The sequence below is a fragment of the Phycisphaerales bacterium genome, from assembly GCA_035627955.1.
In the GTDB taxonomy this organism is placed as follows: domain Bacteria; phylum Planctomycetota; class Phycisphaerae; order Phycisphaerales; family UBA1924; genus JAEYTB01.
On record DASPKU010000001.1, the window covers coordinates 308,928 to 329,569 of the forward strand.

Annotated in this window: 18 protein-coding genes; 11 read left to right on the forward strand and 7 right to left on the reverse strand. The window is 65.9% G+C overall.

Translation table 11 applies throughout. The features are described 5' to 3' along the window. Nucleotides 1-21 precede the first annotated feature (21 nt). Genes VD997_01265 through VD997_01275 form a run of 3 tightly spaced genes read right to left on the reverse strand, consistent with a single transcriptional unit; the run spans nt 22 to nt 5,366 of the window. Nucleotides 22-1,692 carry a DUF262 domain-containing HNH endonuclease family protein gene (locus tag VD997_01265; protein ID HYE60599.1) on the reverse strand — a complete coding sequence of 557 codons (1,671 nt, stop codon included), beginning with the start codon at nt 1,690-1,692 and terminating at the stop codon, nt 22-24. Nucleotides 1,693-1,704: 12 nt separating this feature from the next. After that, on the reverse strand, nt 1,705-2,472 hold the full coding sequence (locus VD997_01270; protein ID HYE60600.1) for a DUF4391 domain-containing protein: 768 nt from the start codon (nt 2,470-2,472) through the stop codon (nt 1,705-1,707). Further along, the gene (locus VD997_01275) at nt 2,469-5,366 is read right to left on the reverse strand and encodes a DEAD/DEAH box helicase (protein ID HYE60601.1); all 2,898 of its coding nucleotides are present in this window, start codon (nt 5,364-5,366) and stop codon (nt 2,469-2,471) included. The genes VD997_01270 and VD997_01275 overlap by 4 nt, the downstream gene beginning before the upstream one ends. Nucleotides 5,367-6,195: 829 nt before the next feature. On the opposite strand from VD997_01275, the gene VD997_01280 reads away from it, so the two are divergent. From VD997_01280 to VD997_01315, 8 genes are all read left to right on the forward strand, one after another. Further along, on the forward strand, nt 6,196-6,867 hold the full coding sequence (locus tag VD997_01280; GenBank protein HYE60602.1) for a fibronectin type III domain-containing protein: 672 nt from the start codon (nt 6,196-6,198) through the stop codon (nt 6,865-6,867). Between the two features lie 374 nt (nt 6,868-7,241). Beyond that, on the forward strand, nt 7,242-7,424 hold the full coding sequence (locus VD997_01285; protein ID HYE60603.1) for a hypothetical protein: 183 nt from the start codon (nt 7,242-7,244) through the stop codon (nt 7,422-7,424). Between the two features lie 239 nt (nt 7,425-7,663). Then, nucleotides 7,664-9,973: a DNA topoisomerase VI subunit B gene (locus tag VD997_01290; protein HYE60604.1), complete on the forward strand. Its 2,310-nt coding sequence runs from the start codon at nt 7,664-7,666 to the stop codon at nt 9,971-9,973. Next, nucleotides 9,973-10,275 (forward strand): nucleotidyltransferase domain-containing protein, encoded by a 303-nt coding sequence (locus tag VD997_01295; protein HYE60605.1) that lies wholly within the window; start codon nt 9,973-9,975, stop codon nt 10,273-10,275. Before VD997_01290 ends, VD997_01295 begins: the two co-directional genes overlap by 1 nt. A 46-nt stretch (nt 10,276-10,321) precedes the next feature. Next, on the forward strand, nt 10,322-10,657 hold the full coding sequence (locus VD997_01300) for a HepT-like ribonuclease domain-containing protein (protein ID HYE60606.1): 336 nt from the start codon (nt 10,322-10,324) through the stop codon (nt 10,655-10,657). Next, nucleotides 10,654-11,286 carry a hypothetical protein gene (locus VD997_01305; GenBank protein HYE60607.1) on the forward strand — a complete coding sequence of 211 codons (633 nt, stop codon included), beginning with the start codon at nt 10,654-10,656 and terminating at the stop codon, nt 11,284-11,286. Before VD997_01300 ends, VD997_01305 begins: the two co-directional genes overlap by 4 nt. Before the next feature lie 48 nt (nt 11,287-11,334). Beyond that, on the forward strand, nt 11,335-12,480 hold the full coding sequence (locus VD997_01310; GenBank protein ID HYE60608.1) for a DNA topoisomerase IV subunit A: 1,146 nt from the start codon (nt 11,335-11,337) through the stop codon (nt 12,478-12,480). 84 nt (nt 12,481-12,564) lie between these two features. Beyond that, entirely contained in the window at nt 12,565-13,995 is a 1,431-nt protein-coding gene (locus VD997_01315) for a PP2C family protein-serine/threonine phosphatase (protein HYE60609.1), read from the forward strand. On the opposite strand, the gene VD997_01320 is transcribed toward VD997_01315, so the two are convergent. The 3 genes from VD997_01320 to VD997_01330 are packed head-to-tail and all read right to left on the reverse strand — an operon-like array spanning nt 13,992 to nt 16,565. Beyond that, nucleotides 13,992-15,197, reverse strand: coding sequence for a serine hydrolase domain-containing protein (locus VD997_01320; GenBank protein ID HYE60610.1), 1,206 nt, complete (start codon nt 15,195-15,197; stop codon nt 13,992-13,994). The genes VD997_01315 and VD997_01320 overlap by 4 nt on opposite strands. Before the next feature lie 4 nt (nt 15,198-15,201). After that, the gene (locus tag VD997_01325) at nt 15,202-15,762 is read right to left on the reverse strand and encodes a S41 family peptidase (GenBank protein ID HYE60611.1); all 561 of its coding nucleotides are present in this window, start codon (nt 15,760-15,762) and stop codon (nt 15,202-15,204) included. Further along, nucleotides 15,708-16,565, reverse strand: coding sequence for a PDZ domain-containing protein (locus VD997_01330; protein ID HYE60612.1), 858 nt, complete (start codon nt 16,563-16,565; stop codon nt 15,708-15,710). The genes VD997_01325 and VD997_01330 overlap by 55 nt, the downstream gene beginning before the upstream one ends. 17 nt (nt 16,566-16,582) lie before the next feature. On the opposite strand from VD997_01330, the gene VD997_01335 reads away from it, so the two are divergent. Together VD997_01335 and VD997_01340 are read left to right on the forward strand one after the other, a co-directional pair. Continuing rightward, a complete protein-coding gene (locus VD997_01335) occupies nt 16,583-17,695 on the forward strand; it encodes a PCRF domain-containing protein (protein HYE60613.1) in 1,113 nt (370 codons plus the stop codon). 48 nt (nt 17,696-17,743) lie between these two features. After that, nucleotides 17,744-19,084, forward strand: a complete 1,341-nt coding sequence (locus VD997_01340; GenBank protein ID HYE60614.1) for an aminoacetone oxidase family FAD-binding enzyme — start codon at nt 17,744-17,746, stop codon at nt 19,082-19,084. Nucleotides 19,085-19,208: 124 nt separating this feature from the next. On the opposite strand, the gene VD997_01345 is transcribed toward VD997_01340, so the two are convergent. Continuing rightward, the gene (locus VD997_01345; GenBank protein HYE60615.1) at nt 19,209-19,865 is read right to left on the reverse strand and encodes a CoA transferase subunit B; all 657 of its coding nucleotides are present in this window, start codon (nt 19,863-19,865) and stop codon (nt 19,209-19,211) included. A gap of 263 nt (nt 19,866-20,128) precedes the next feature. Between VD997_01345 and VD997_01350 the strand changes: the two genes are divergently transcribed. Further along, complete coding sequence (locus tag VD997_01350) at nt 20,129-20,554, forward strand: hypothetical protein (protein HYE60616.1); 426 nt, start codon at nt 20,129-20,131, stop codon at nt 20,552-20,554. Nucleotides 20,555-20,642 lie beyond the last annotated feature (88 nt).

Below are 20,642 nucleotides of genomic sequence, written 5' to 3' on the forward strand. Positions count from 1 at the left end.
GACCGGTCTCGAGGGCTCGGCTCATGATGCCGCAACCAGGAGGTGCTTGAACTTCTCACGAATGAGGTCTTGACGAGCATCGACGAAGTCGTCGAAGCGATCGAGCTTCCAAAGTGCCTTGTCGGTAGGGATCAGGTGCAAGTCCAGATACGAAGCGGGCTTCCCGGCAAACCACGCTTCTGGCATGATGTTACTCTTGCCGCCGGCCCCGTTCTCCTCTTTGGTTAGAAGCATGCAGTTGGCGAGTTGATCCCGGACCGGCTTCTTGTACCTCATCAGGGTGCGTTTGCCGGTCTCAGGATTGATGTCCTTGATGTCCTGCAGAACGCTCTGAGGGAAGATGTGGTCAACTTGGGGGAGGTTGTTGTCGTACGCGGGTGTGTGGTTGAAGTCACGGTACCAAAGATTGAATAGGAGGTGGATGGTGTCGCTGCCGTAGCCCATTTGGAATAGGCGAGAATCCGTAAGTTCGAGCGAACGACCGTTCGAGCGGATCACCCCGAACGCCTCATTCAGATCGAACCGTTTGGAATGGCGAAACTCGCGTACGAGTGCGTCGATTATGGTATCGGGTTGACCACTGAACGCACCCGCTAAGAGACAGCGCAGCAAGTAGCTGTCCACGCCAGTAGCCTTGCGCCATTCGGCGGGAAAGTGGAAACGAAGGTACACCAGAGGGATGAGCACCAGGTACGAGGGGAGTGCTTTGTCGCATTGGATGTACGTTTTGCTTCGAACGAAATCGGCAACCTCCTGAATCGCCTCTGCCAGTTCGTCCCACTTGCTCTCAATCTCCTCGCGCACGCCGCTCTTCCGGAACTTCTCGACCTCGTACTTTGCACCTTGGTTGAGAACGACAAGGCAGGTCTTCAGGACGAAGTCCCGGTTGAAGGCAAACCCGTGCGAATTCACGGAAGCGAGCAGATCCTCCATCTTGTTGTCCGCGGTTTCCCAAGTCGCGTTCAGCAGCGAGAACAGAAGGTCGGACTTCCCGAGCCGGGTTCCGCCGGAGTTTGCCCGGATAAAGACCTCGACGACATCGTCCTCGGAGTAGAGCTCCGGATTGTCGATACTGTCGAGTTCTTGGTAGGTGACCGTCTCTTCGATCTTGAAGGTCTTGTCGATCAACTCGAGGTGGTCTTCCATCTTCTCGGTGTCTGCCTCACTCACGTCCTCACTGTTTTCGAACTCCGCGATCACCTCCCGCTTTCTCTTGTTGGTTTTTACGAGCTCTTTGAAGAGAACCCAAGGAAACTTCGCGGTCGACTTAGAGAGGAACGCGAACTTGTACTTGACGTCGTCAGGCGCGGCGACTTCGCCGCTGAGGATGTTGAAGTACAGCTCCTTCCCCTCATAGCTCCCCATCAGCCCGATGAAGAGGCTCTGGAGTCGCTGTTGCCCGTCGAGTACCAAGCACTTCTTCTTGTTGTCCTCGGGCACGTAGAAGTGGGATAGTTTGAGCGTTTCGCGCCAGTTGTCGATGAACTTGCGTCGCCGAATGCCGCTCGTCGTCTTCCAAACCAGCAGCGTGCTGATTGGGTACTGGCGGAGAATCGAGTCGAACAACCGGCAGATCTGGTCCTCACTCCAGACGAAGGGCCGCTGGATGTTGGGCAACCAGAAGCCTCCCTCGTTTTCGGGGTTGTTGAGGTAGTCGACAATCTTCCGGATCGTGAGTTTCTGGTTCTTCAAAGGTACTCCCAGTCACAGTTTCGCTATGGCTTCACGGTGCTGCGACTGGAGCAACTGCAACTCAAGGTTGAGTTCCACCAAGCGCGAGGTCTGCCGCTCCTTGGTGGCCAGGGAGCGCAGGGAGGCCATTCTACTTTCCAGCACGGAAACCGCCAGCAGCGCGGCGCGTCTTTCCGCGGCTTCTTCCGGGGTCGCGGGGACGCGGAAGTTGGTGGTGAGGCGGGCGGCGTCCACCGCCGTGAAGGCGTCCATCCAGCCGCGGTAGAGGGCGTAGAGGTGGGGCCGGGGGCGCGCGGTGAGGGCGAGGGCGGGGAGAAGCTGTTGGCAGAGGGCCGTGGGGAGCTCGCCAAGGCGCACCTCGTGCACGTCGCCATCAAGGACGGTCTTGCCGGATTCGCCTTGGGACCAGCGCTTGTCGACCAGGGAGAGGCGTGGGCCTGTCGGCATCCCCGAGGCGATGAGGAGCAGCGGGTATGGAATGGCACGGTGGACAAGCTCGGTGAGGCGCGCGGCCTTGGCGTCAGACGCCCCCGCGCGGAGGGTGAGCGTGAGCACGGCGACTTCGAGCACTTCGCGGGCGTCGTCGCGGTAGGCGGCAAGCCCGACGGTGGTGGGCTTGAGGGCGGCTGTCCAGTGGAGCTCGTCAACGAGGTCGTTGATGGACTTCTTGTCGGTGCCGGTCGCGGCCCCGTGCTCCACGAGCAGCTTCTTGGGGACGCGCTGCCCCACCAGGGCGCTGGAAGGGAGCCCGCAAGCCGCGATGACTTCGTCGGCCGTCACGCGATGCCGCTCGCCGGAGGCAGGATGACCAGGTACGCGAGTACTTCGAAGTCGTTGACACCCGCGAACTCGCCCTTGCGGGTGGTGGTGCCTCCGGGGGTGAAGAGGCTGGCGGCGGAACGCTCGTCGCTGCGGCTTTGGATGGCGGCGGTGGCGGCCGCGAGCAGCTTCTGGGCGTGCTGCATGTCGCGGCCGAAGTGGGTGGCCTTGTCGAAGCGGGCGCAGGCGGAGGCGTCGGGGAGGTCCTTGCCGATACAGAGGCGCTTGAGGCGGTCGAGGATCTGCTTGGCCTGGGTGTAGCCCAACAGCACGGCGCCGTCGTCGCCCACGTGCACGAGATAGTTGGGCGCGAGCGGGTACCCCGGTTCGGGCAGGACCTTCGGGGGCACGCCCTCTTCTTCCACGGCCTGCAGGCAGAAGATGATCCCGGGCGGGATGTCGTCGTCGGCGGAGGTGGTGACAGCGAAAGCGCCGAGCGGCAGGTTCTCGAGTTCCCCGGGGTGGGCGCGGGCGTACTCGGCGAGGTCGATGCGGAAGTCGGTGAGGGTGAGGTCGGCGATGGAGACGCCGGTGGAGAGGTCTTCGAGGTCGATCACGGCCTCCTGCAGCTTGAGCAGCTGAGCGCGGCGGTACTCCAGGTCGTTCATGGGGTCGCCCGACTGCGTCTCGATGATGTTCTCTTCGCCGGTGGCGGAGACGTCCAGCAGGACCATCTTGCCGCTGACGCGCTGCTCAAGGTTGATGTACTCCTCCAGCTCCATGTTGGGCCAGAAGTTGACAAGCTGCACGCGGGCGTTGGTGGAGCCGATGCGGTCAATGCGGCCGAACCGCTGGATGATGCGCACCGGGTTCCAATGGATGTCGTAGTTGACCAGCCAGTCGCAGTCCTGGAGGTTCTGGCCCTCGCTGATGCAGTCGGTGGCGATGAGCAGGTCGATCTCGCCCTCGGACGCGAGGTCCTCGGGCCGCTGCTTGGAGCGCGGGGAGAAGGCGCTGAGGATCGAGGCGTGGTCCTTGCGAAGGTTAGTGAGGGTGGTGTGGTTGCGGCCGTGACCCGTCATGACGGCGGACTCGACGCCAAGTGTTTTCTTCGCCCAGGGCGCGAGCTGCGAGTAGAGGTAGTCGGCGGTGTCCGCGAAGGCGGTGAACACGATCACCTTGCGGTTGCCGGGGTTGATGGGCTTCTCGCACTTCTTGAGGATTGCATCCTTGAGGAGCGCGAGCTTGTGGTCGCGGGCGGGTGTCACGAGCCGGGCGGCGGAGAGGAGGGTGCTGAGGCGGTTGCGGTCCTCGATCAGGTCCTGCCGCCAGCGGACCAGGTCCACGTCGCTCAGCAGCACCTTGACCTTGCGGCCGACAAGCAGCGGCTCGAACGCCGGGTCGTCGATATCTACGTCCTCGATGTTCACCTCTTCGAGCTCGGCCCCGCTGGAGTGGTCGTCGATGCGGGCGATCGTGGCCTCGACGTCCCGGAGCTGACGCTCCAGGGTGAGGGAGAACGAGTGGATGGAGCTCTCCATCCGCTTGAGCACGTTGACCCGGAGCAGGTGCACGAGGCTCTCTTCCCGGTCCACCTGCCGCCAGAAGCCCTTGCCACCCTTGACCTCGGTGCTGTACTTGCGGTCGTAGGCCTCCTGCTTGTGGCCGAGGATGTAGCGGAGCGGGGCGTAGGCGGCGAGGTTAAGGCGTCGGATCTCCTGGTTGATCTCGCGTATGGGACGGAACTCGCGTTCGATGTCCACGTCCGCCTTCACGTTGATTGGCTTGAGGCGGTCGGGGAACCTGCCTGTCTCCGCGGTGCCGTAATACTTCTCCACGTGCCGCCGTGAACGGGCGATAGTGAGGTGGTCGAGGAGCGCGAAGTAGTCGAAGCCGAGCATGTCCACGAGCTTCGTGGGGGTGCGTTCGTCCTCATCGAGCTCCAGCCAGCGGTTGAACTGCTTCTGGGCGAGCCGGGTGGTGCGGTCGATGCTCTCGATGCCGAACGGGGCAAGGGCCGTGTCGTCGCCCTCGGTTGCGAAGGCGATCTGGTTGCGCAGGTCCGCAAGACGGTTGTTGACCGGCGTCGCGGAGAGCATGAGCACGCGGGTCTTCACGCCCTCCTTGATGATCCGCCGCATGAGGCGGTCGTAGCGGGTTTCACCGTCCGCGCGCGGAGTCTTTTTGTTGCGGAAGTTGTGCGATTCGTCGATCACGACGAGGTCGTAGTTGCCCCAGTTGACGTGCGTGAGGTCGATGTCCCCCGACTGGCCGCCTTCGCGAGAGAGGTCGGTGTGGTTGAGCACGTCGTAGTTGAAGCGGTCGGCCGCGAGGATGTTGCGGCGGTCGTTCGAGGCGTACAGCGTCCAGTTGTCGCGGAGCCGTTTGGGGCAGAGGACGAGCACGCGGTCGTTGCGGAGCTCGTGGTACTTGATGACGGCGAGGGCCTCGAATGTCTTACCCAGGCCGACGCTATCGGCGATGATGCAGCCGCCGAAGCGGTTGAGCTTGTCGATCGCGCCAACGACACCATCGCGCTGGAACTTGTAGAGCTTTTTCCACACGACGGTCTCACGGATGCCGGTCGCCGCATTGACGACGCGGTCCTCGTCAAGGGCGTCGCCTCTGGAGCCGATCAGGTGGTGCAGGATCGCGGCATAAGCCGATCGTGGCCCGGAGTGCTCGATGAGCTTGGCCAGCGAGGCGATGAACGCATCACGGTGCTCGGGCGAAGAGGGGAGCGATGCCCATTGCGCGTCGAACCACTGCCCGAAAGTGGCGGCCTCCGATGGGCTTTCGGTCGCCTGCGTGATTGCGAGGGGGTTGCCCGGAAGCAGCCCAAGGCCCCCAGAATTCAAAGCGAAGCTGCCAACCGTCGCAAGGCGGGGCGACCGCTCCTGGTCGCGCAGGATCATGGTTCCTTGTGGCAGGTCCGATCGGGCCCGCCGAACTTCAACGGCCGCTCCCGCCCAGCCTTGCAGCTGCCGCGCGAGCCAACGGCTCCTCAGTTCATTACGTGCAGGCCTCTCCTGGGCGTCTCCTTGCAGGAGAATGTCGTGCTTCGGCCCGGGAAGGATCAGCCGTGTCGATTCAGCACTACAGAGAACCCTTTCGAGCCCCGCGAACCCAAACAGCGACATGCTCGGCGTAGCGATATCGAGCCGGAAGGGTGATGCGGCCGCCGCAGAGGCGAGAAGATCAGCGGCACGGTCTGTCCCGACGTTGGCAACAACTCGCATGAATCCTCCCGCCTGCAGCATACGGGCAAGCCGAGCGGTACTCAAAGAGGGGCCCGATAAGAGGAGCTTGAAGCGTGGGGGTCCGCAGCATCGTTGAGCCCGGGCGTGGTGTCCAGGGCGAACTTGAGGCGTCTGAGCCCCTTTGCACGCGCATCTCTCCTCTCAACGGACCCGATAAGACTGGACCGTAAGACTGCGGCAGGGGCGATCCGCACAAATCCGGCAGGACCTGGCCGCTGATGTTCGCATTTTGAAGACAAGTCACTGTTTTGTCCGGCTCCGATTCCCGATGAGGTTGTCACGCACCTGGCCGCGTGGGTTTGGGTGCGGTCGGCGGTTGGACCGGAAGCAACGATGGACAGGGTTCGCGGCGGGCCTTGATGAGCCCCAACCGCACAATGAAACCCCGTCCGGTGCGACCGCCGGCGATCGTGGGGTTTGTGTGTATCGCGGGGGGTGCCCGCGGCCCCGGTGTTCCAAGTGACTTTCAGAGAGGAGGCCAGCGATGGCAGTTCTCCCCAACGGCCGCAAGGCCAAGGTCCAGTTCTTCAAGGACCGCAAGAGCAAGCTGATCGCACAGGCGGCCAACGTGGGGCTCAGCCCCGCGGCGGTCACGGCCCTGTTTGCCAAGATCGACAAGGCGGAGACCGACGGCCAGGCCGCGGTGGACGCGCACAACACGGCCAAGAGCGCCACGCAGAAGTACTACGCCACCTCCGACGATGCCATCAGCGACGGGCGCGAGGTGATCCGCACGGTCAAGGCCTTCGCCGCGACGCAGGCGGACCCGGCGGCGGTGCTGGCCCTCGTCGACATCCCCGAGGACGCCCCGCCCAGCCCCGCGGTGGCCCCCTCGGTCCCCACGAACATCCGCGGCAGCATCAGCACCGACGGCATCCTCACCATCGCGTGGGACGCCAAGGAGAGCGGGCCCAGCGCCGGGATCGTGTTCATGATCCACCGCAAGCTGCAGGGCGAGGGCGAGTTCCGCCTGATCGGGGCCACCTTCACCAAGCAGTACATCGACACCGGCTTTGAGCCGAGCATGGGCGTCACCGCGTACAAGGTGCTGGCCCAGCGCGGCAGCCTCACCAGCCCCTGGAGCACCACCATGCAGGTGGACCTGGGCGTGGGCGGGAGCGGCTTCAGTATGCTGTCGTCCAAGATGGCGGCGTGAGGCATTCACCACAGAGGCACAGAGACACAGAGCCGGAAGGGCAGAGGCCTTGTGTGAGTGGTGAGGTGTGAGATCGATCAAGGCGCTCGGGCTCCAGGCCCGTGCGCCTTTTCTTTTTGCGCCCTTTCTGTTCTTCCCGTTTCTTGTTCTTGTTCTCTCCTGCCTTTTTTCACCCCCGCCTTTCTCTGTGTCTTTGTGGTTCAATCCTCCGGTCCTCCGGCCCCGGCGTTTCTCCGCGCAACTCCGCCCTTCCGCGCCACTCCGCGTACCGGCCTTCCTGTACCCGCCTTCCGCTTCGCGCCTTCGCTCCCCTTCGCGCCCTTCGCGTTCAACCCCTCCGGAGTTCGCCAGCGACAACGGGTAGACTGCCGGTCATGAAGTTCACCATCGCCGCGATTGTGCTGGTGGCCGCGGGGCTCGCGGTGGCGGTGGCACGCGAGGGGCACGCGTCGTGGGCGGACATCGCGATTTTGGGGGTGGCGGTCATTTCCGTGTGCGTCTTCGGGGCGCTGCCGGTGGTGGTGGGGCGGGTGAGGCCACCACGACGCCGGGATTGAGCCGCTCGGGGCGAAGTCGCGGATTGGCGGCCCCCCGGCGGGGGTATAAACCCCCGGCCAGCGGCGTCCCCGGGGCCGACCCGGGCGCAAGCGACAGGTGAACCGCAGCCGCGGCGTCTGCCGCTCACCCGATCGCGCGGGCTTTGCCGATACCGGCCTCCAGCGGCTACCCTGCCGCCGAAGTTGTTTCCAGAGAGAGGACACCCAAGCCAGGGAGGGCGTGGGCGATGACGGCACTGATGGCTTCCCCAGCACTGACCACGGACGACATGCCAAAGAGCACGACAGCGAACCGGACGGTGGAGCGGGCCGGCAAGGCCGCGGACTCCGCCAGAGAGCCCAAGCAGAAGGTGACGGCCGAGACCATGGCGGCCCGCCAGCGCGACATCAGCGTGAGCGAGTTCTTCGCCAAGAACCGCCACCTGCTGGGCTTTGACAACCCCCGCAAGGCCCTGCTGACCACGGTCAAGGAGGCCGTGGACAACTCGCTGGACGCCTGCGAGGAGGCGGGCATCCTGCCCGACATCACCGTGGTGATCGAGGACCTCCAGCCCGACCGCGGGCGCGAGGTGAAGAGCTCACGCTACCGCATCACCATCGTCGACAACGGCCCGGGCATCGTGCGGCACCAGGTCGAGCACATCTTCGGGCGGCTGCTCTACGGCTCCAAGTTCCACCGCCTCAAGATGAGCCGCGGGCAGCAGGGCATCGGCATTTCGGCCGCGGGCATGTACGGGCTGATCACCACCGGCAAGCCGATGCTGATCCAGACCCGCCCCAAGGCCAGCAAGCCGGCCCACCACATCGAGCTGGCGATCAACACCAAGACGAACCGTGCCGAGGTCACGCTCGACGAGGAGACGGAGGACTTCCCGCTGCAGCGGATCCGCGTGCTGACGCCCTCGACGCGCGAGCTCTCCGAGAAGAACGAGTTCCTCTCGCAGCGCGACTTCCCCACCGGCACCAGCGTCACCATCGAGCTGGAGGGCAAGTACCAGCGCGGGCGCGGCAGCGTGGACGAGTTCCTCGAGCTCACCGCCATCGCCAACCCCCACGCCAAGTTCACCTTCGTCCGCCCCACGCGCGAGAGCGCGGAGGAGGAAGAGCCGACGCTGCTGCGCGGCAAGAAGGCGGCGGAGGCGCTGAGAGCCGCAGCGGAGGCTGAGAAGAACGCCGCGGCCGCAGCGGCGACCAGTGCCGGAGGCAGCGAGCCCGCCAAGCCCAAGATCACCGAGGACTACGGCGACCTCGTCGTGTTCCCGCGGGCGGTGAACGAGCTGCCGCCGGAGACCAAGGAGATCCAGCCGCACCCCAAGGGCGTGGAGCTGGGCACGCTGCTGCAGATGCTCAAGGACTATGAGCAGGCCGAGAAGGGGGGCACGCTCTACAACTTCCTGCAGGAGAAGTTCTGCCGCGTCTCGCCCTCGACCGCCGGCGAGCTCTGCACCGCCGCGGGCAAGAAGGTGACTAGCCGCACCAAGGTGGCCGACATCGAGCCCGAGAACGCCGAGGCCCTGTACAAGGGCTTCCAGGAGGTGAAACTCCTGCCCCCGCCCACCGACTGCCTGGCCCCGATCGGCGTGCGGCAGCTGCTCGCGGGCATGCTCAAGGGCGTGCGGGCCGAGTTCTACGCGGCCTCCTCGCGCGAGGCCGCGATCTACCGCGGGCGGCCGTTCCTCATCGAGGCCGCGATCGCCTTCGGCGGCGAGCTGCCCGCGGACGACTCCGCCCGCGTCATCCGCTTCGCCAACCGCGTGCCGCTGCTGTTCCAGCAGTCCGCGTGCTCGTCGTTCAAGGCCGTGACCGAGACGAGCTGGAAGAACTACAACCTGCAGCAGCCCCGCGGCAGCCTGCCCGTGGGCCCGCTGGTGATCATGATCCACATGGCCAGCGTGTGGGTGCCCTTCACCAGCGAGAGCAAGGAAGCGATCGCGGACTACGACGAGATCCGCAAGGAGATGAAGCTGGCGCTGATGGAGTGCGGCCGCAAGCTGGGCACGTACCTCCGGAAGCGTCAGGCCATGCGCCGCCAGAGCGAGCGGCGCGACGTGTTCGAGCGGTACATCGGCGAGATCTCGCAGGCCGTGCAGGCGATCAACGGCACCGACGCCAAGAAGCTGTACGAGGCCCTGCTGGCGCAAGCCAAGAAGCACACCGCTATCGCCGACATGCAGCTGGACGAGGACGGCAGGGCAATCAAGGAAGACCCTGCTGACCAGGACGGCGTGATCATCGTCGAGGACGTCGCGGCGGGGGGCCCTGCGACTGCACGGGCCGACGAGCCGCCCACGGGCAAGCTGTCAAAGGCCGAGGCCGCGGCCCTCAAGGTCGCCTCGCTCGCCAAGGGTGATGATGAGGACCAGCCGAAACTGATGGACGTCGCCGAGCCCAAGCGGCTGGACCGCAAGGGCAAGGCTCCCGAGAAACCAGCCCGTAAGACGAAGCACGAGGGGAAGGGCGCGCCCAAGCAGCCGGAAGGTAAGGCCGCAAAGCCTAAAATGCGGCTGGTGAACGGGAAGCTGATACCTGCGGACGAACGGCTCTTCTGATGCAGTTGCACGGGATCAACTTCGACAATGACGCAATCGCCGCCTTCTGTCGGCGGCATGACGTACTGCGCTTCAGCTTGTTCGGGTCCATTGTTACTGACAAGTTCGGTTCAGGGAGCGACATCGATGTGCTAGTCGAGTTCCCGCCTCGCGGCGGCCCCGGGCTCTTGGGGTTCGCCGCGATGGAGATCGAGCTCTCCACGCTTTTCGGCCGGGAAGTTCACCTTCACACACCGGCGATGCTCGGGCCTCTTTATCGGCTCGAAGTGGAACCGAAAGCGATGGTTCAGTATGCCGCGTAAGGACCGTGCCCCAACCGGTCCGACCGATCGCGCGAGGATGCAGCACATGCTGCAGTCCACGATTGATATCGCCGAGTACTTGAACGGCCGTACGCGGGACGATCTCGAATCCGATTCGATGTTCCGGCGCGCGGTGATAAACGCGTTGCACGAGATCGGCGAGGCCGCCGTCCGGATGTCGGATGAGGGACGACAGCAACTTCCCGGAATCCCGTGGGAGCTGGTCTTTAGAATGAGGAACGTGCTGGTGCACGTGTACTGGGGTATCGACTTCGACCGCGTCTGGAAAGCCGCGATTGAGGATGCGCCGGTGCTCAGGGCCGCCATCGAGAGCTTCATTAGAAGCACCGGAGAGGATCAGATACCAGGGGGATCTCAATGACCACCGCCACCACACCGTCCACCGGCCGCAAACTCGCCTTCAACATCCAGCCCGGCGAGTCCTACACCATCCGCCGCAAGGTCTTCAAGATCTTCGGCGCCGCCTTCCACATCTACGACCCCAGTGGCAACCTCGCGGGGTACTGCAAGCAGAAGGCCTTCAAGATCAAGGAGGACATCCGGATCTACACCGACGAGTCCATGCAGCAGGAGCTCGTCTCGATCCGCGCCCGCCACGTGCTGGACTTCAGCACCACCTACGACGTCACGCTGCCCGACGGCTTCGCGATGGGCTCGCTGCGGCGCAAGGGGCTGTCGTCGACGTTCCTCCGCGACGAGTGGCTGATGTTCGACGACAAGAACCGCCAGGTCGCGGTGGTGAAGGAGGACAACGCCTTCGCCGCGTTCTGCCGCCGCTACCTCGACTTCGTCGCGTTCTTCTTCCCGCAGAAGTTCACGCTCACCAAGACCGACGGCACCCCGATCGCCAAGTTCCGCCAGCACTTCAACCCGCTGGTGTTCCGCATGAGCGTGGCCGTGCTGGCGGATGACCCCGAGATCAACGACCTGGTGATCCTCGCCACCGGCTGCCTGCTCACCGCGATCGAGGGCCGGCAATCCGGCGGCTGATCCACAACGAACCCAACAGACCACACGATTACGGCGACGGAGTGCCCGATGGCGAAGAAGAGTTCAGGGAAGCCCGAGACCAGCGCGAACAAGCGGCTCAAGGAGCGCGACGCGCGCACCCAGCAGAAGATCGTCGGCCTCGCCGACGAACTGGCCAAGCGCACCTTCTCGGGCAAGGAGCCCAAGATCGAGATCCCGCTGCGCACCAAGTCCAACACCATCTGGAACAAGAAGAAGGGCATCCTCCAGATGGGCGACGCCGCGGCCGAGCGCGAGCTGTTCAGCCTCAACCAGGCCAAGCAGTTCATGCAGACGATGCTGCACGCCAGCACCATCAAGGACCTGATCGCCGCGGGCAAGACCTCCAGCCTCCGTGGTGTGTTCTACAAGGCCAAGCACACCGTCGCGGGCACGAAGGAGAACACCTTTGACACCCAGGACGAGAGCGACCCCATCCTCGAGGACCTGGAGGTCTCGTTGGGCGCGCTCCGCGAAGAGCTCCACATCTTCGCCGACAACCGCGGCAGCATGGTGGGCAACATCACCATCATCGACAAGGGCGACGCGATCGACTGCCGCCGCATGGGCAGCGGCGGCTACGCCATCCCGAGCATCGTCGAGCCCGACGTCATCGAGTTCGGCAAGTGCGAGGCCAAGTTCGTCCTCCACGTCGAGAAGGGCACGGTCTGGAACCGATTCAACGAGGACCGCTTCTGGGAGGAGCACAACTGCATCCTCACCCACGGCGGCGGACAGCCGCCGCGCGGCTGCCGGCGGCTCCTCCAGCGCTTCAACCAGGAGCTCAAGCTCCCCATCATCTGCCTGCTCGACTGCGACCCCTGGGGGCACTACATCTACTCGGTGATCAAGCAGGGCTCGATTTCGCTCGCCTTCGAATCATCGCGCCTGGCGATCCCCGAGGCCAAGTTCCTGGGCATCCGCGCCAAGGACTACGTGCAGTGCGACCTCACCGAGGCGGTCAAGATCGACCTCAGCGACAACGACATCAAGCGGGCGAAGGAGATCGCCGCGTACCCGTGGTTCGCCGAGAACAAGCAGTGGCAGAAGGAAATCCAGAAGATGCTCGACAACGGCTTCAAGATGGAAGTCGAGTCGCTCATCAACAAGGACATCAGCTACGTCACCGAGACGTACGTTCCCGAGCGGCTGAAGGCCAAAGACTGGCTGGATTGATCGCATGTGCCACGACCGCTCTGACGGTCGTGCTCTTGCATCATGGTGGCGCCCGAGACCGCGACGTTCTGATACCCTCGCCCCGTGCCCCTCACGCCCCTGCTGAACGAGGTCGAGGTCCCGCAGGACTTCCGCTCCGAGTACGAGTCGGAGAGCCTGTCCCACTTCCGCAGCCGCTACATGATCCTCGCCGGGGTCGTCGCGGCAATGCTCTTCGCCATCGGCGTGCTCCAGCTGCACTTCAGCGCGGAGCTTGCAAGCCTGAGCCGCCCCGGGAGGCTGGGCGGACTCGCCGCTGCATTCGCCGGCTGCGGGGGCGTGCTGGTGCGCCTGCTCCAGGTTGCGTGGGCAAAGCGCCCGTTCACCCGAGAGCAGCTGCTCAACCGGGTTCGGCGCCTGATCATCGCCTTCACACTGCTGCAGATCCCCGCCGCCTTCGCCTTGTCCGCACTCATCAACCGGGCCATCGAGGAGAACGGCGGCACCTTCCATCTGGGTTTCGGGATCCCGCCGCTCCTCGCGAGCCTGCTGGTCCACTTCGTCGCGGCCCTTTTGATCCCGTGGACGGTGCGCGAGGCGATCCGCCCCATCCTGCCCTTTGTGCTCGTGTTCACGTTTATTTCCGTGCTGGCGCTTGTCACCGGCGATTCGGATCTTGCCGCCTTCCTCCTGCACATGCTCGTGACGGTGACCGTGGTGGTGCCCGGCCTCGTCATCTCCTGGTGGCGCAACAGCCGCTTCACCGAGGGCTTCATGAACCGGGCCGTCCGTGCCCGGTATGCCGAGCTCTCGGCCGAACTGTCCACCGCTCGCCGCATCCACGATCGTCTTTTCCCGCTGCCCATCCGCGACGGCAGTGTGCGCGTCGAGTTCGCCTACGAGCCCATGCGCCAGATCGGCGGCGACATCCTGTACGCACGGCGCAGCGACCGCGGCGTCATCGACCTCGTCGTCATTGACGTCACCGGCCACGGCATTGCCGCGGCCCTCGCCGTCAACCGCCTGCACGCCGAGCTCAGCCGCGTCTACGGCGTCAACCCCGCGGCCGCGCCCGAGCAGGTGATCGCCGCCCTCAACTCGTACGTTGGCCTCACCATGGCCTCGGACCGCATCTTCGCGACCGCGCTCTGCGTCCGCGTGGACCCCGTTTGCGGCACGGTGACGTACTCCAACGCCGGCCACCCGCCGGGCATGCTGTTCTCACGCCGCAGCGGCGCGGGCTGGCGCACGCTCGACGCAACCGCGACCATGCTCGGCGTGCTCGACGAGCCAGACTTCACGTCCGGCACGCAGTGCCTCCCGCTGCACGCGGGCGACGTGCTCTACTGCTACTCCGACGGCGCCATCGAGAGCCGCACGCCCGACGACCGCATGCTCGGTCTTGACGGCTTCCGCAGAATGCTGGAGAAAGTCCCGCCGCCCGAGAGCGTTGTCAGCGACGTGCGCACCTTCCGCGGCGGCCCACCCCAGGACGACACGCTGGTGGTCCGCGTCGAGCGCATCGACCAGGCTTAGCGCTCGCCCTTTGCCTCTGGTTGCGACGGCTCCGCTTCCGCCGGTTTCATGAACCGCTTGATCATCGCCCCCGCCGCCTGGTCGCAAGCTTTCGACGCGCTATCCCCCGCGACGTTCGTCGCCACCAGCACCGCCATATCGAGCTCCGGAGCCGCCCACACCACGCAGAACCACATCGTGTTGCTGCCCGCGTGCGTGAGCACCGTGCCGTCGCCGCCGGGGCCCTTGCCCCACGGCCGCCTCACGATCCCCCACCCAAATCCATAGTCGTTGCCAGGCCCCTCGTACGCCCGGTGGATGCGGGCGAACGTCTCAGGCTTGAGCAGCCACGTGCCCGCGGGCCGGTCCGCGCGGTGACCCCCCGTGTGCTGGGCGATGTACCTACCCCAGTCCGCCAGTGACGCGTGCACGGTGCCCGCGGGACCCATGGCCGCGGGGTTGTCGGTGCGCGTCGGTGAGCCGTCGCGGCGGTGCCCCCAGGGCTGGTCCACCTCGCGCTTCCTGCCCGGCGGCCCGAACCCCGCGGTACGCACGCCAAGCGGCTCGAATACCCGCTCGCGCATGAGGTCCTCCCAAGCCTCGTCGCACACCTTCTCCGCCATGGCGCCCGCGAGCACGTAACCGGCATTGGAGTAAAGGTACTTGGTCCCCGGCTCGTGCAGCGGCTCCTTCGCGAGCACCTCGCGTACCGCGGTCTGACGCTGCGCCCGCACGCCCTCCGCCGCGAGCCACTCGCCCGGGCGCGGCAGGTTCGCGACCACGCCCGCCCGGTGCGCCAGCAGTTGCTCCAGCGTCACACTCTTCCACCGCTCGTGCTTCTCAACGTCGGGAAAGACCTCGCCAAGGGTGGAATCCCACCGCAGCTTCCCTTCCTCCACCAGCACAGCGCACAGCGTCGCCGTCATCGACTTCGTGCACGACCCCAGGTGCCACCGGTCGTCCATCGTCGCCTTCGTCTCGTCACCGGCCTTTCGCACGCCCGTCACGCCCTGCGCGAGCACCTCCCGCCCGCGGGTGACGACCACCGCCAGCGCCGGCAGCTCGCCCGTTTCCCGCAACGGTTCGAGCACCTCCGACACATCGACGGGCGCCTCCAGGGCAACTTGCGCGGCCTTTCCGTCGGCCGCCGGAGCCCGCACCTGCGCATACCCCGGCACGCCCGCCGCAAGCACCGCCGCCACCCCCACAACACATACCCGCATGCCGCTACTCCTTCTGCTTTGTTGTCAGGTGCTCCAGCGCCGCGCGTATCTGCGGGTCCTTCCCGGTCGCGTACGGAAGGTCCCGCGCCACCGCAATATCCGGCTCCACGCCCACGCCCTCGAGCCGGTCGCCGTCCACGTGCACATCGGCTACCGCCACGTACAGCACGCTCCCATCGGCCAGCGGCCGCAGCGTCCCCGCCAGCACAGCCCCCGCGGTCCGCTCGCCAACCAGCGTACCCACCTTCGACTTCTTGAACCCGTACGCCAGGATCTCCTTGCCGCTCCGCGAGCCGCCGTCGATCAGCATCACCACCGGGTTCGTTCGGGGATTCCACGCCTGCCGCTGCTCGTGCGACTCGCCCTCGCGGCTGGTCATCACCATCCGCGGCACGGTGCTGTTGAATACCTCCAGGTACCGCGGCATCGCCCCGCCCCACCCCGCGCGCAGGTCCAGGATCAGCGGCAACCCATGGTGCTCGGTCCGCGCCAGGGCGAAGTGCGTTTCCATCACATCCCGCAGCGCATCCTGGTACGCCGGGCTCGCGTACGACCGGATCCGCACGTACGCCACCTTCCGCCGTTGTGCTCGATCAGCGACGCGCTGTCGCGGATGGACTCCGTGAACATCGCCTTCGGGCGGATCCTTTTCGGCGTGACAGTTACCTCGCGCGGCTCCTCGCCCTCGCGCCGGCGGATCGTGACCGTCACCTCCTCGCCCTCGCGTTCGCGGAAGGGCTCGATGTCCCCCCACGCCCCGCCGTCCACACCCAGCAGCTCGTCGCCCGCGAGGATTCCCGCCTTCTCGGCCGGCCCGCCGTCGTACACATCGAACGCGAACACCTTCCCACCGATGGTCTTCGTAGCCAGCCCGATGCCCACGTACTCCACCCGCCCCGGCTTGATCTTCGACCCCGGCCGACGCGGCACGCCATCGGGGAAGAACACATCGAGAATCTCGTAGTACTCACGCTGCCCCGGGTGGTAGTGGGCCGTGTGCGAGGCCTTCAGCCGCGCCAGTGCGTCGTTAATCACCACTGACAACTCGGCCGCGCTCTCGGCCCGCCGGGCCCGTGGCAGCAGCTCATCCTTCACCCCCTCCCAGTCCACGCCGTGCATCTTGGGGTCGTAGAACGCCGTGCGCGTCACCCGCCACGCCTCCAGGAACACCGCCTCGGTCGTCGCCTCCTCGGGCGCAGGCTCGGCATCGATGGGCCGCGGCGGCTCATCCGGAACATCCGATCCCTGGGCAAAGACCGGGGCGGTGAATGCCGGGGCCGTCCCCACCAGCAGCGCCAACAGCCAGACGAGCCTCCGCATGCGGTGCTTCCCTTCCACCCCAACGCCCCACTCGAAGCCAGTGTACATCGACCTACCCTCCCCTGATGTCCCAGGTCGCCTCGAAGCTTGCCCCGCACGTGCCCGCCCGCGTCTTCGAGAAGCTCCACGCCCTCTCCAAAAACGAGCAGGAGCTCGCGGCCATGCTCGAGGACCCCCAGGTCCTCACCGACCACAAACGCGTCCGCGACGCCTCCATCAAGCGGGCCGCGCTCACGCCGGTCGTCAGCGGCTACCGCGAGTTCGCCGCACTGGAGAAAGAGATCGCCGACCTCGAGCAGGCCGTCACCGAAAACAAGGACCCTGAATTCGTTGCCCTCGCCAAAGCGGAGCTCCCGGCCCTCAAGGGCCGGGCGGCCACGCTCATCCAGGAGGTCCTCTCGCGCCTGGTCACCACCGACGACCGGCGCGTGGGCTCGGTGATGCTCGAGGTCCGCGCCGGCACCGGCGGAGACGAGGCCTCGCTGTGGGCACGCGACCTCATCGACATGTACCAGCGCTACGCGAGCAAGCGCGGCTGGTCGTTCGAGCCCCTGGAGGTCACGCCCGAGGAGGGAGTGGGGGGAATTCGCTCGGCCGTGATCAACGTCAAGGGCGACGGCGTGTGGAGCGAGCTCGCGTTCGAGGCGGGCGTGCACAGCGTTAAGCGCGTGCCCGCCACCGAAGCCCAGGGCCGCATCCACACCAGCACGGCAACCGTCGCCACGCTGCCCGAGCCCGAGGAGGTCGACCTCAAGATCGACTGGGCCAACGACGTCGAGGAGTTCGCCACGCGCGCCCAGGGCCCCGGCGGGCAGAACGTCAACAAGGTCGAGACCGCCTGGCAGATCCACCACAAGCCCACCGGCATCATCATTAAGATGATGGAGGCCAAGAGCCAGCAGCAGAACCGCGAGCGTGCCCGCCGCCTCCTCATGGCCAAGCTCTACGAGGCCGAGCAGCGCCGCCAGCACGCCGAGCGCTCCGCGGCCCGCAAGGGCCAGATCGGCACCGGCGACCGCAGCGAGAAAATCCGCACCTACCGCTGGAAGGAGGGCATTGTCGCCGACGAACGCCTCCCCGGTCAGTACTCCCTCCGCGACCTGATGGCCGGCGACATGGACGACCTGTTCCGCGACCTGCTGACGCAGGAAACCCAGAAGCGGCTGGCGGAGCTCTGATGTGCCACGATCATGTCCTCATGATCGTGTTTGGCTGAGCATCGGCGCATGACCGGTCCCTGCGACATCGCCATCATCGGCGCCGGCGCCGCCGGCCTCTTCGCCGCCATCTGGGCCGGTCGCAAGGCCGCGCCCGGTACCCGCATCATCGCCCTCGACGGCGCTAAGAAACTCGGAGCCAAGATCCTCGTCGCCGGCGGCGGCCGCTGCAACGTCACGCACTACCAGGTTGACGAGCAGCAGTACGCCGGCTCCTCACCCAACGCGATCCGCAAGGTCCTCCGCAGCTTCGACGTGCCACAGACCGTCGCCTTCTTCGAAGAACTCGGCGTCACGCTCAAACGCGAAGAGACAGGCAAGCTCTTCCCCACCACGGACGACGCGAACACCATTCTGAACGCCCTTCACCGCGCCGCCAGCAACGCCCGCGTCGAGCTCATCAACCCCTGGCGGGTCGCGTCGATCAACCGCACGCAAGACGGCTTCGTCATCGAGCGCGATCAACACACTCAGCCTTCAACTCCGCGTACCTCCGCCCCCTACGCACACTCCGCGGTGGATGCATTCACCTGCATCACAGCCAGGCGCATCATCCTCGCCACCGGCGGCCGCGCCCTCCCCCTCACCGGCTCCGACGGCAAGGGCTACGAGTTCGCCCGCTCCCTCGGCCACACCACCACCGACCGCATCTTCCCCGCCCTCGTGCCGCTGACCATCCCTAAAGACCACCCGCTTACCACCCTCTCCGGCCTCACCCGCAACTGCACGCTCGAGCTGCGTGCCTCCACAGGCAAGAAGCTCAAGAGCTTTACAAACTCCACCCTGCTCACCCACTTTGGCCTCAGCGGCCCCAGCGTCCTGGACATCAGCCGCTATCACACGGCCGCGAAGATCGACGACCCCGGCGCCCAACTGGTGATCTCCTTCCTGCCCGGCGCGACTCACGATCAGCTCGACGCCGCCCTCGTCGCCGCCCGCACCAGCAGGCTCAGCCTCGCCCGCTGGCTCACCGAGCTGCCACTACTTGGCGACGAGCCACTCCCCGAGCGACTCGCCCGCGTGCTGTGCACGCTCGCAGGCGTCGACGCGGCGCAGCCCGTCTCGCAGCTGTCCAAGGACCACCGCCGCGCCCTCGTCACCGCGTGCGCGGCGCTCCCGCTGCCCATCACCGGCGACCGCGGCTACACCTACTGCGAGGTCACCGCCGGCGGCGTCCCGCTCTCCGAGGTCAACCTCGCCACCATGGAAAGCCGCGTCTGCCCGGGCCTGCACTTGTGCGGCGAGATCCTCGACGTCGACGGCCGCATCGGCGGCTTCAACTTCCAGTGGGCCTGGGCCAGCGGCTACCTCGCCGGACGCGGTACATCGGCTGCGCTGCAGGAAGCCTGACCGTCAGGGAGGGCATGGCCGCGTCCTCGCGGCCATACGGTGCACCTTGTGATTGCGTATTGCGGACGCGCCACGTATCGCCGCCAAGCGCGGAGATGCCCGCGCTCACGCTTGGGCTTCCTGCTCATACCTCGATCGTCTTGGGCTCCCGCACGATCAGCTCCGCCTCAGTCTTGCTCTTCACCTCATCCACGCTCACGCCGGGCGCGAGCTCCTTCAGGACAAAGCGGCGGGCGGCGGGGTCCATCTCCAGCACGCACAGCTCGGTGATCACCATGTCCACGCACCGGCGTCCCGTCAGCGGCAGCGAGCACTGCTTGACGAGCTTGGCCGCGCCCTTGGCGGTGTGCTCCATGGTGACGACGACGCGCTTGACGCCCGCAACCAGGTCCATCGCGCCGCCCATGCCCTTGACCATCTTGCCCGGCACCATCCAGTTCGCGAGATCGCCCTCTTGCGAGACCTGCATGGCCCCGAGGATGCACAGGTCGATGTGCCCGCCGCGGATCATGCCGAAGGACTCGGCCGACGAGAAGAACGACGCGCCCGTGCGGGCTGTCACCGTCTGCTTGCCGGCGTTGATGAGGTCCGCGTCGACCTCGGCCTCGGACGGGAACGGCCCGATGCCCAGCAGCCCGTTCTCCGATTGCAGCCACACGTCCATCCCCGCGGGCACGTAGTTCGCCACGAGCGTCGGCATCCCGATGCCCAGGTTAACGATGTAACCGTCCCTCAGCTCCTTCGCCGCACGCATGGTGATCTGATCACGGGTCAATGGCATGGGCGAAGGGTAGCTTGCGGGGGCATGGAACGCGAAGAGCGCGAAGGGAAGACCGAAGGCCCGAAGCTCGGAATCAGCGAGTCTTCTGCCCTCCTCTGCCCTCCTCTGCGATCCTCCCACCCATACGCAAACGACCTCCGGGGAGGCACTTGCGACACCGTGGTCGCCGCAGCCTGCACACCCCTGAAACGCAACCCATCCTCTGCCGTATCACTCTGTACGCTGTTAGCGATCACCAACCCAGCACCACTCCAGGAGAGCCCATGAACCCCACCGTCAAGTCCGTCCTGTCCCGCTCGATTGTGCTCGCGGTCGTTGCCTCCGCCGCGCTGCTTCCCGGCTGCATCATCGTCAGCCGGCACGAGGAGCCCGCCACCGTCGTCCTGCCCGAGGGCAAGTACACCGGCGCCATCCGCGCGGCCCAGGCCATCAGTTTCTCTGACGAGCGCACCGCGGCCCTCACCACCATCGCCCGCAAAGACGACCTTGAGGAGATCGACCAGCATCGCATCGTCTACCTGCTCCGTCGCGACGGCGGCTACAGCACCGACAAGACCAACGTCGCCATCGCCCTTGTGGAGAACCCCAACTGCACGGCGGCCACGAAGAACATGATCGGCTCTTACGCGAAGGACATCGCGTCGTTCTCCAGCGACCGCACCCGCCTCGCCGCGGCCCTGTCAAAGTAACCGGACCCGTGCCATGACCGTCCTCTGACGGTCGTGCTTCCGCTCACACGCATAGAGCGATCAACCGCCCCATCGAGCCCTCGCCCAG

Bases quoted from the DNA above. Each gene is read 5' to 3' on its own strand.
- VD997_01275 (HYE60601.1), bottom strand. From the start codon at position 5,366: ATGATCCTGCGCGACCAGGAGCGGTCGCCCCGCCTTGCGACGGTTGGC.
- VD997_01280 (HYE60602.1), top strand. From the start codon at position 6,196: ATGGCAGTTCTCCCCAACGGCCGCAAGGCCAAGGTCCAGTTCTTCAAG.
- VD997_01285 (HYE60603.1), top strand. From the start codon at position 7,242: ATGAAGTTCACCATCGCCGCGATTGTGCTGGTGGCCGCGGGGCTCGCG.
- VD997_01290 (HYE60604.1), top strand. From the start codon at position 7,664: ATGGCTTCCCCAGCACTGACCACGGACGACATGCCAAAGAGCACGACA.
- VD997_01295 (HYE60605.1), top strand. From the start codon at position 9,973: ATGCAGTTGCACGGGATCAACTTCGACAATGACGCAATCGCCGCCTTC.
- VD997_01300 (HYE60606.1), top strand. From the start codon at position 10,322: ATGCTGCAGTCCACGATTGATATCGCCGAGTACTTGAACGGCCGTACG.
- VD997_01305 (HYE60607.1), top strand. From the start codon at position 10,654: ATGACCACCGCCACCACACCGTCCACCGGCCGCAAACTCGCCTTCAAC.
- VD997_01310 (HYE60608.1), top strand. From the start codon at position 11,335: ATGGCGAAGAAGAGTTCAGGGAAGCCCGAGACCAGCGCGAACAAGCGG.
- VD997_01320 (HYE60610.1), bottom strand. From the start codon at position 15,197: ATGCGGGTATGTGTTGTGGGGGTGGCGGCGGTGCTTGCGGCGGGCGTG.
- VD997_01330 (HYE60612.1), bottom strand. From the start codon at position 16,565: ATGTACACTGGCTTCGAGTGGGGCGTTGGGGTGGAAGGGAAGCACCGC.
- VD997_01335 (HYE60613.1), top strand. From the start codon at position 16,583: ATGTCCCAGGTCGCCTCGAAGCTTGCCCCGCACGTGCCCGCCCGCGTC.
- VD997_01340 (HYE60614.1), top strand. From the start codon at position 17,744: ATGACCGGTCCCTGCGACATCGCCATCATCGGCGCCGGCGCCGCCGGC.
- VD997_01345 (HYE60615.1), bottom strand. From the start codon at position 19,865: ATGCCATTGACCCGTGATCAGATCACCATGCGTGCGGCGAAGGAGCTG.
- VD997_01350 (HYE60616.1), top strand. From the start codon at position 20,129: ATGAACCCCACCGTCAAGTCCGTCCTGTCCCGCTCGATTGTGCTCGCG.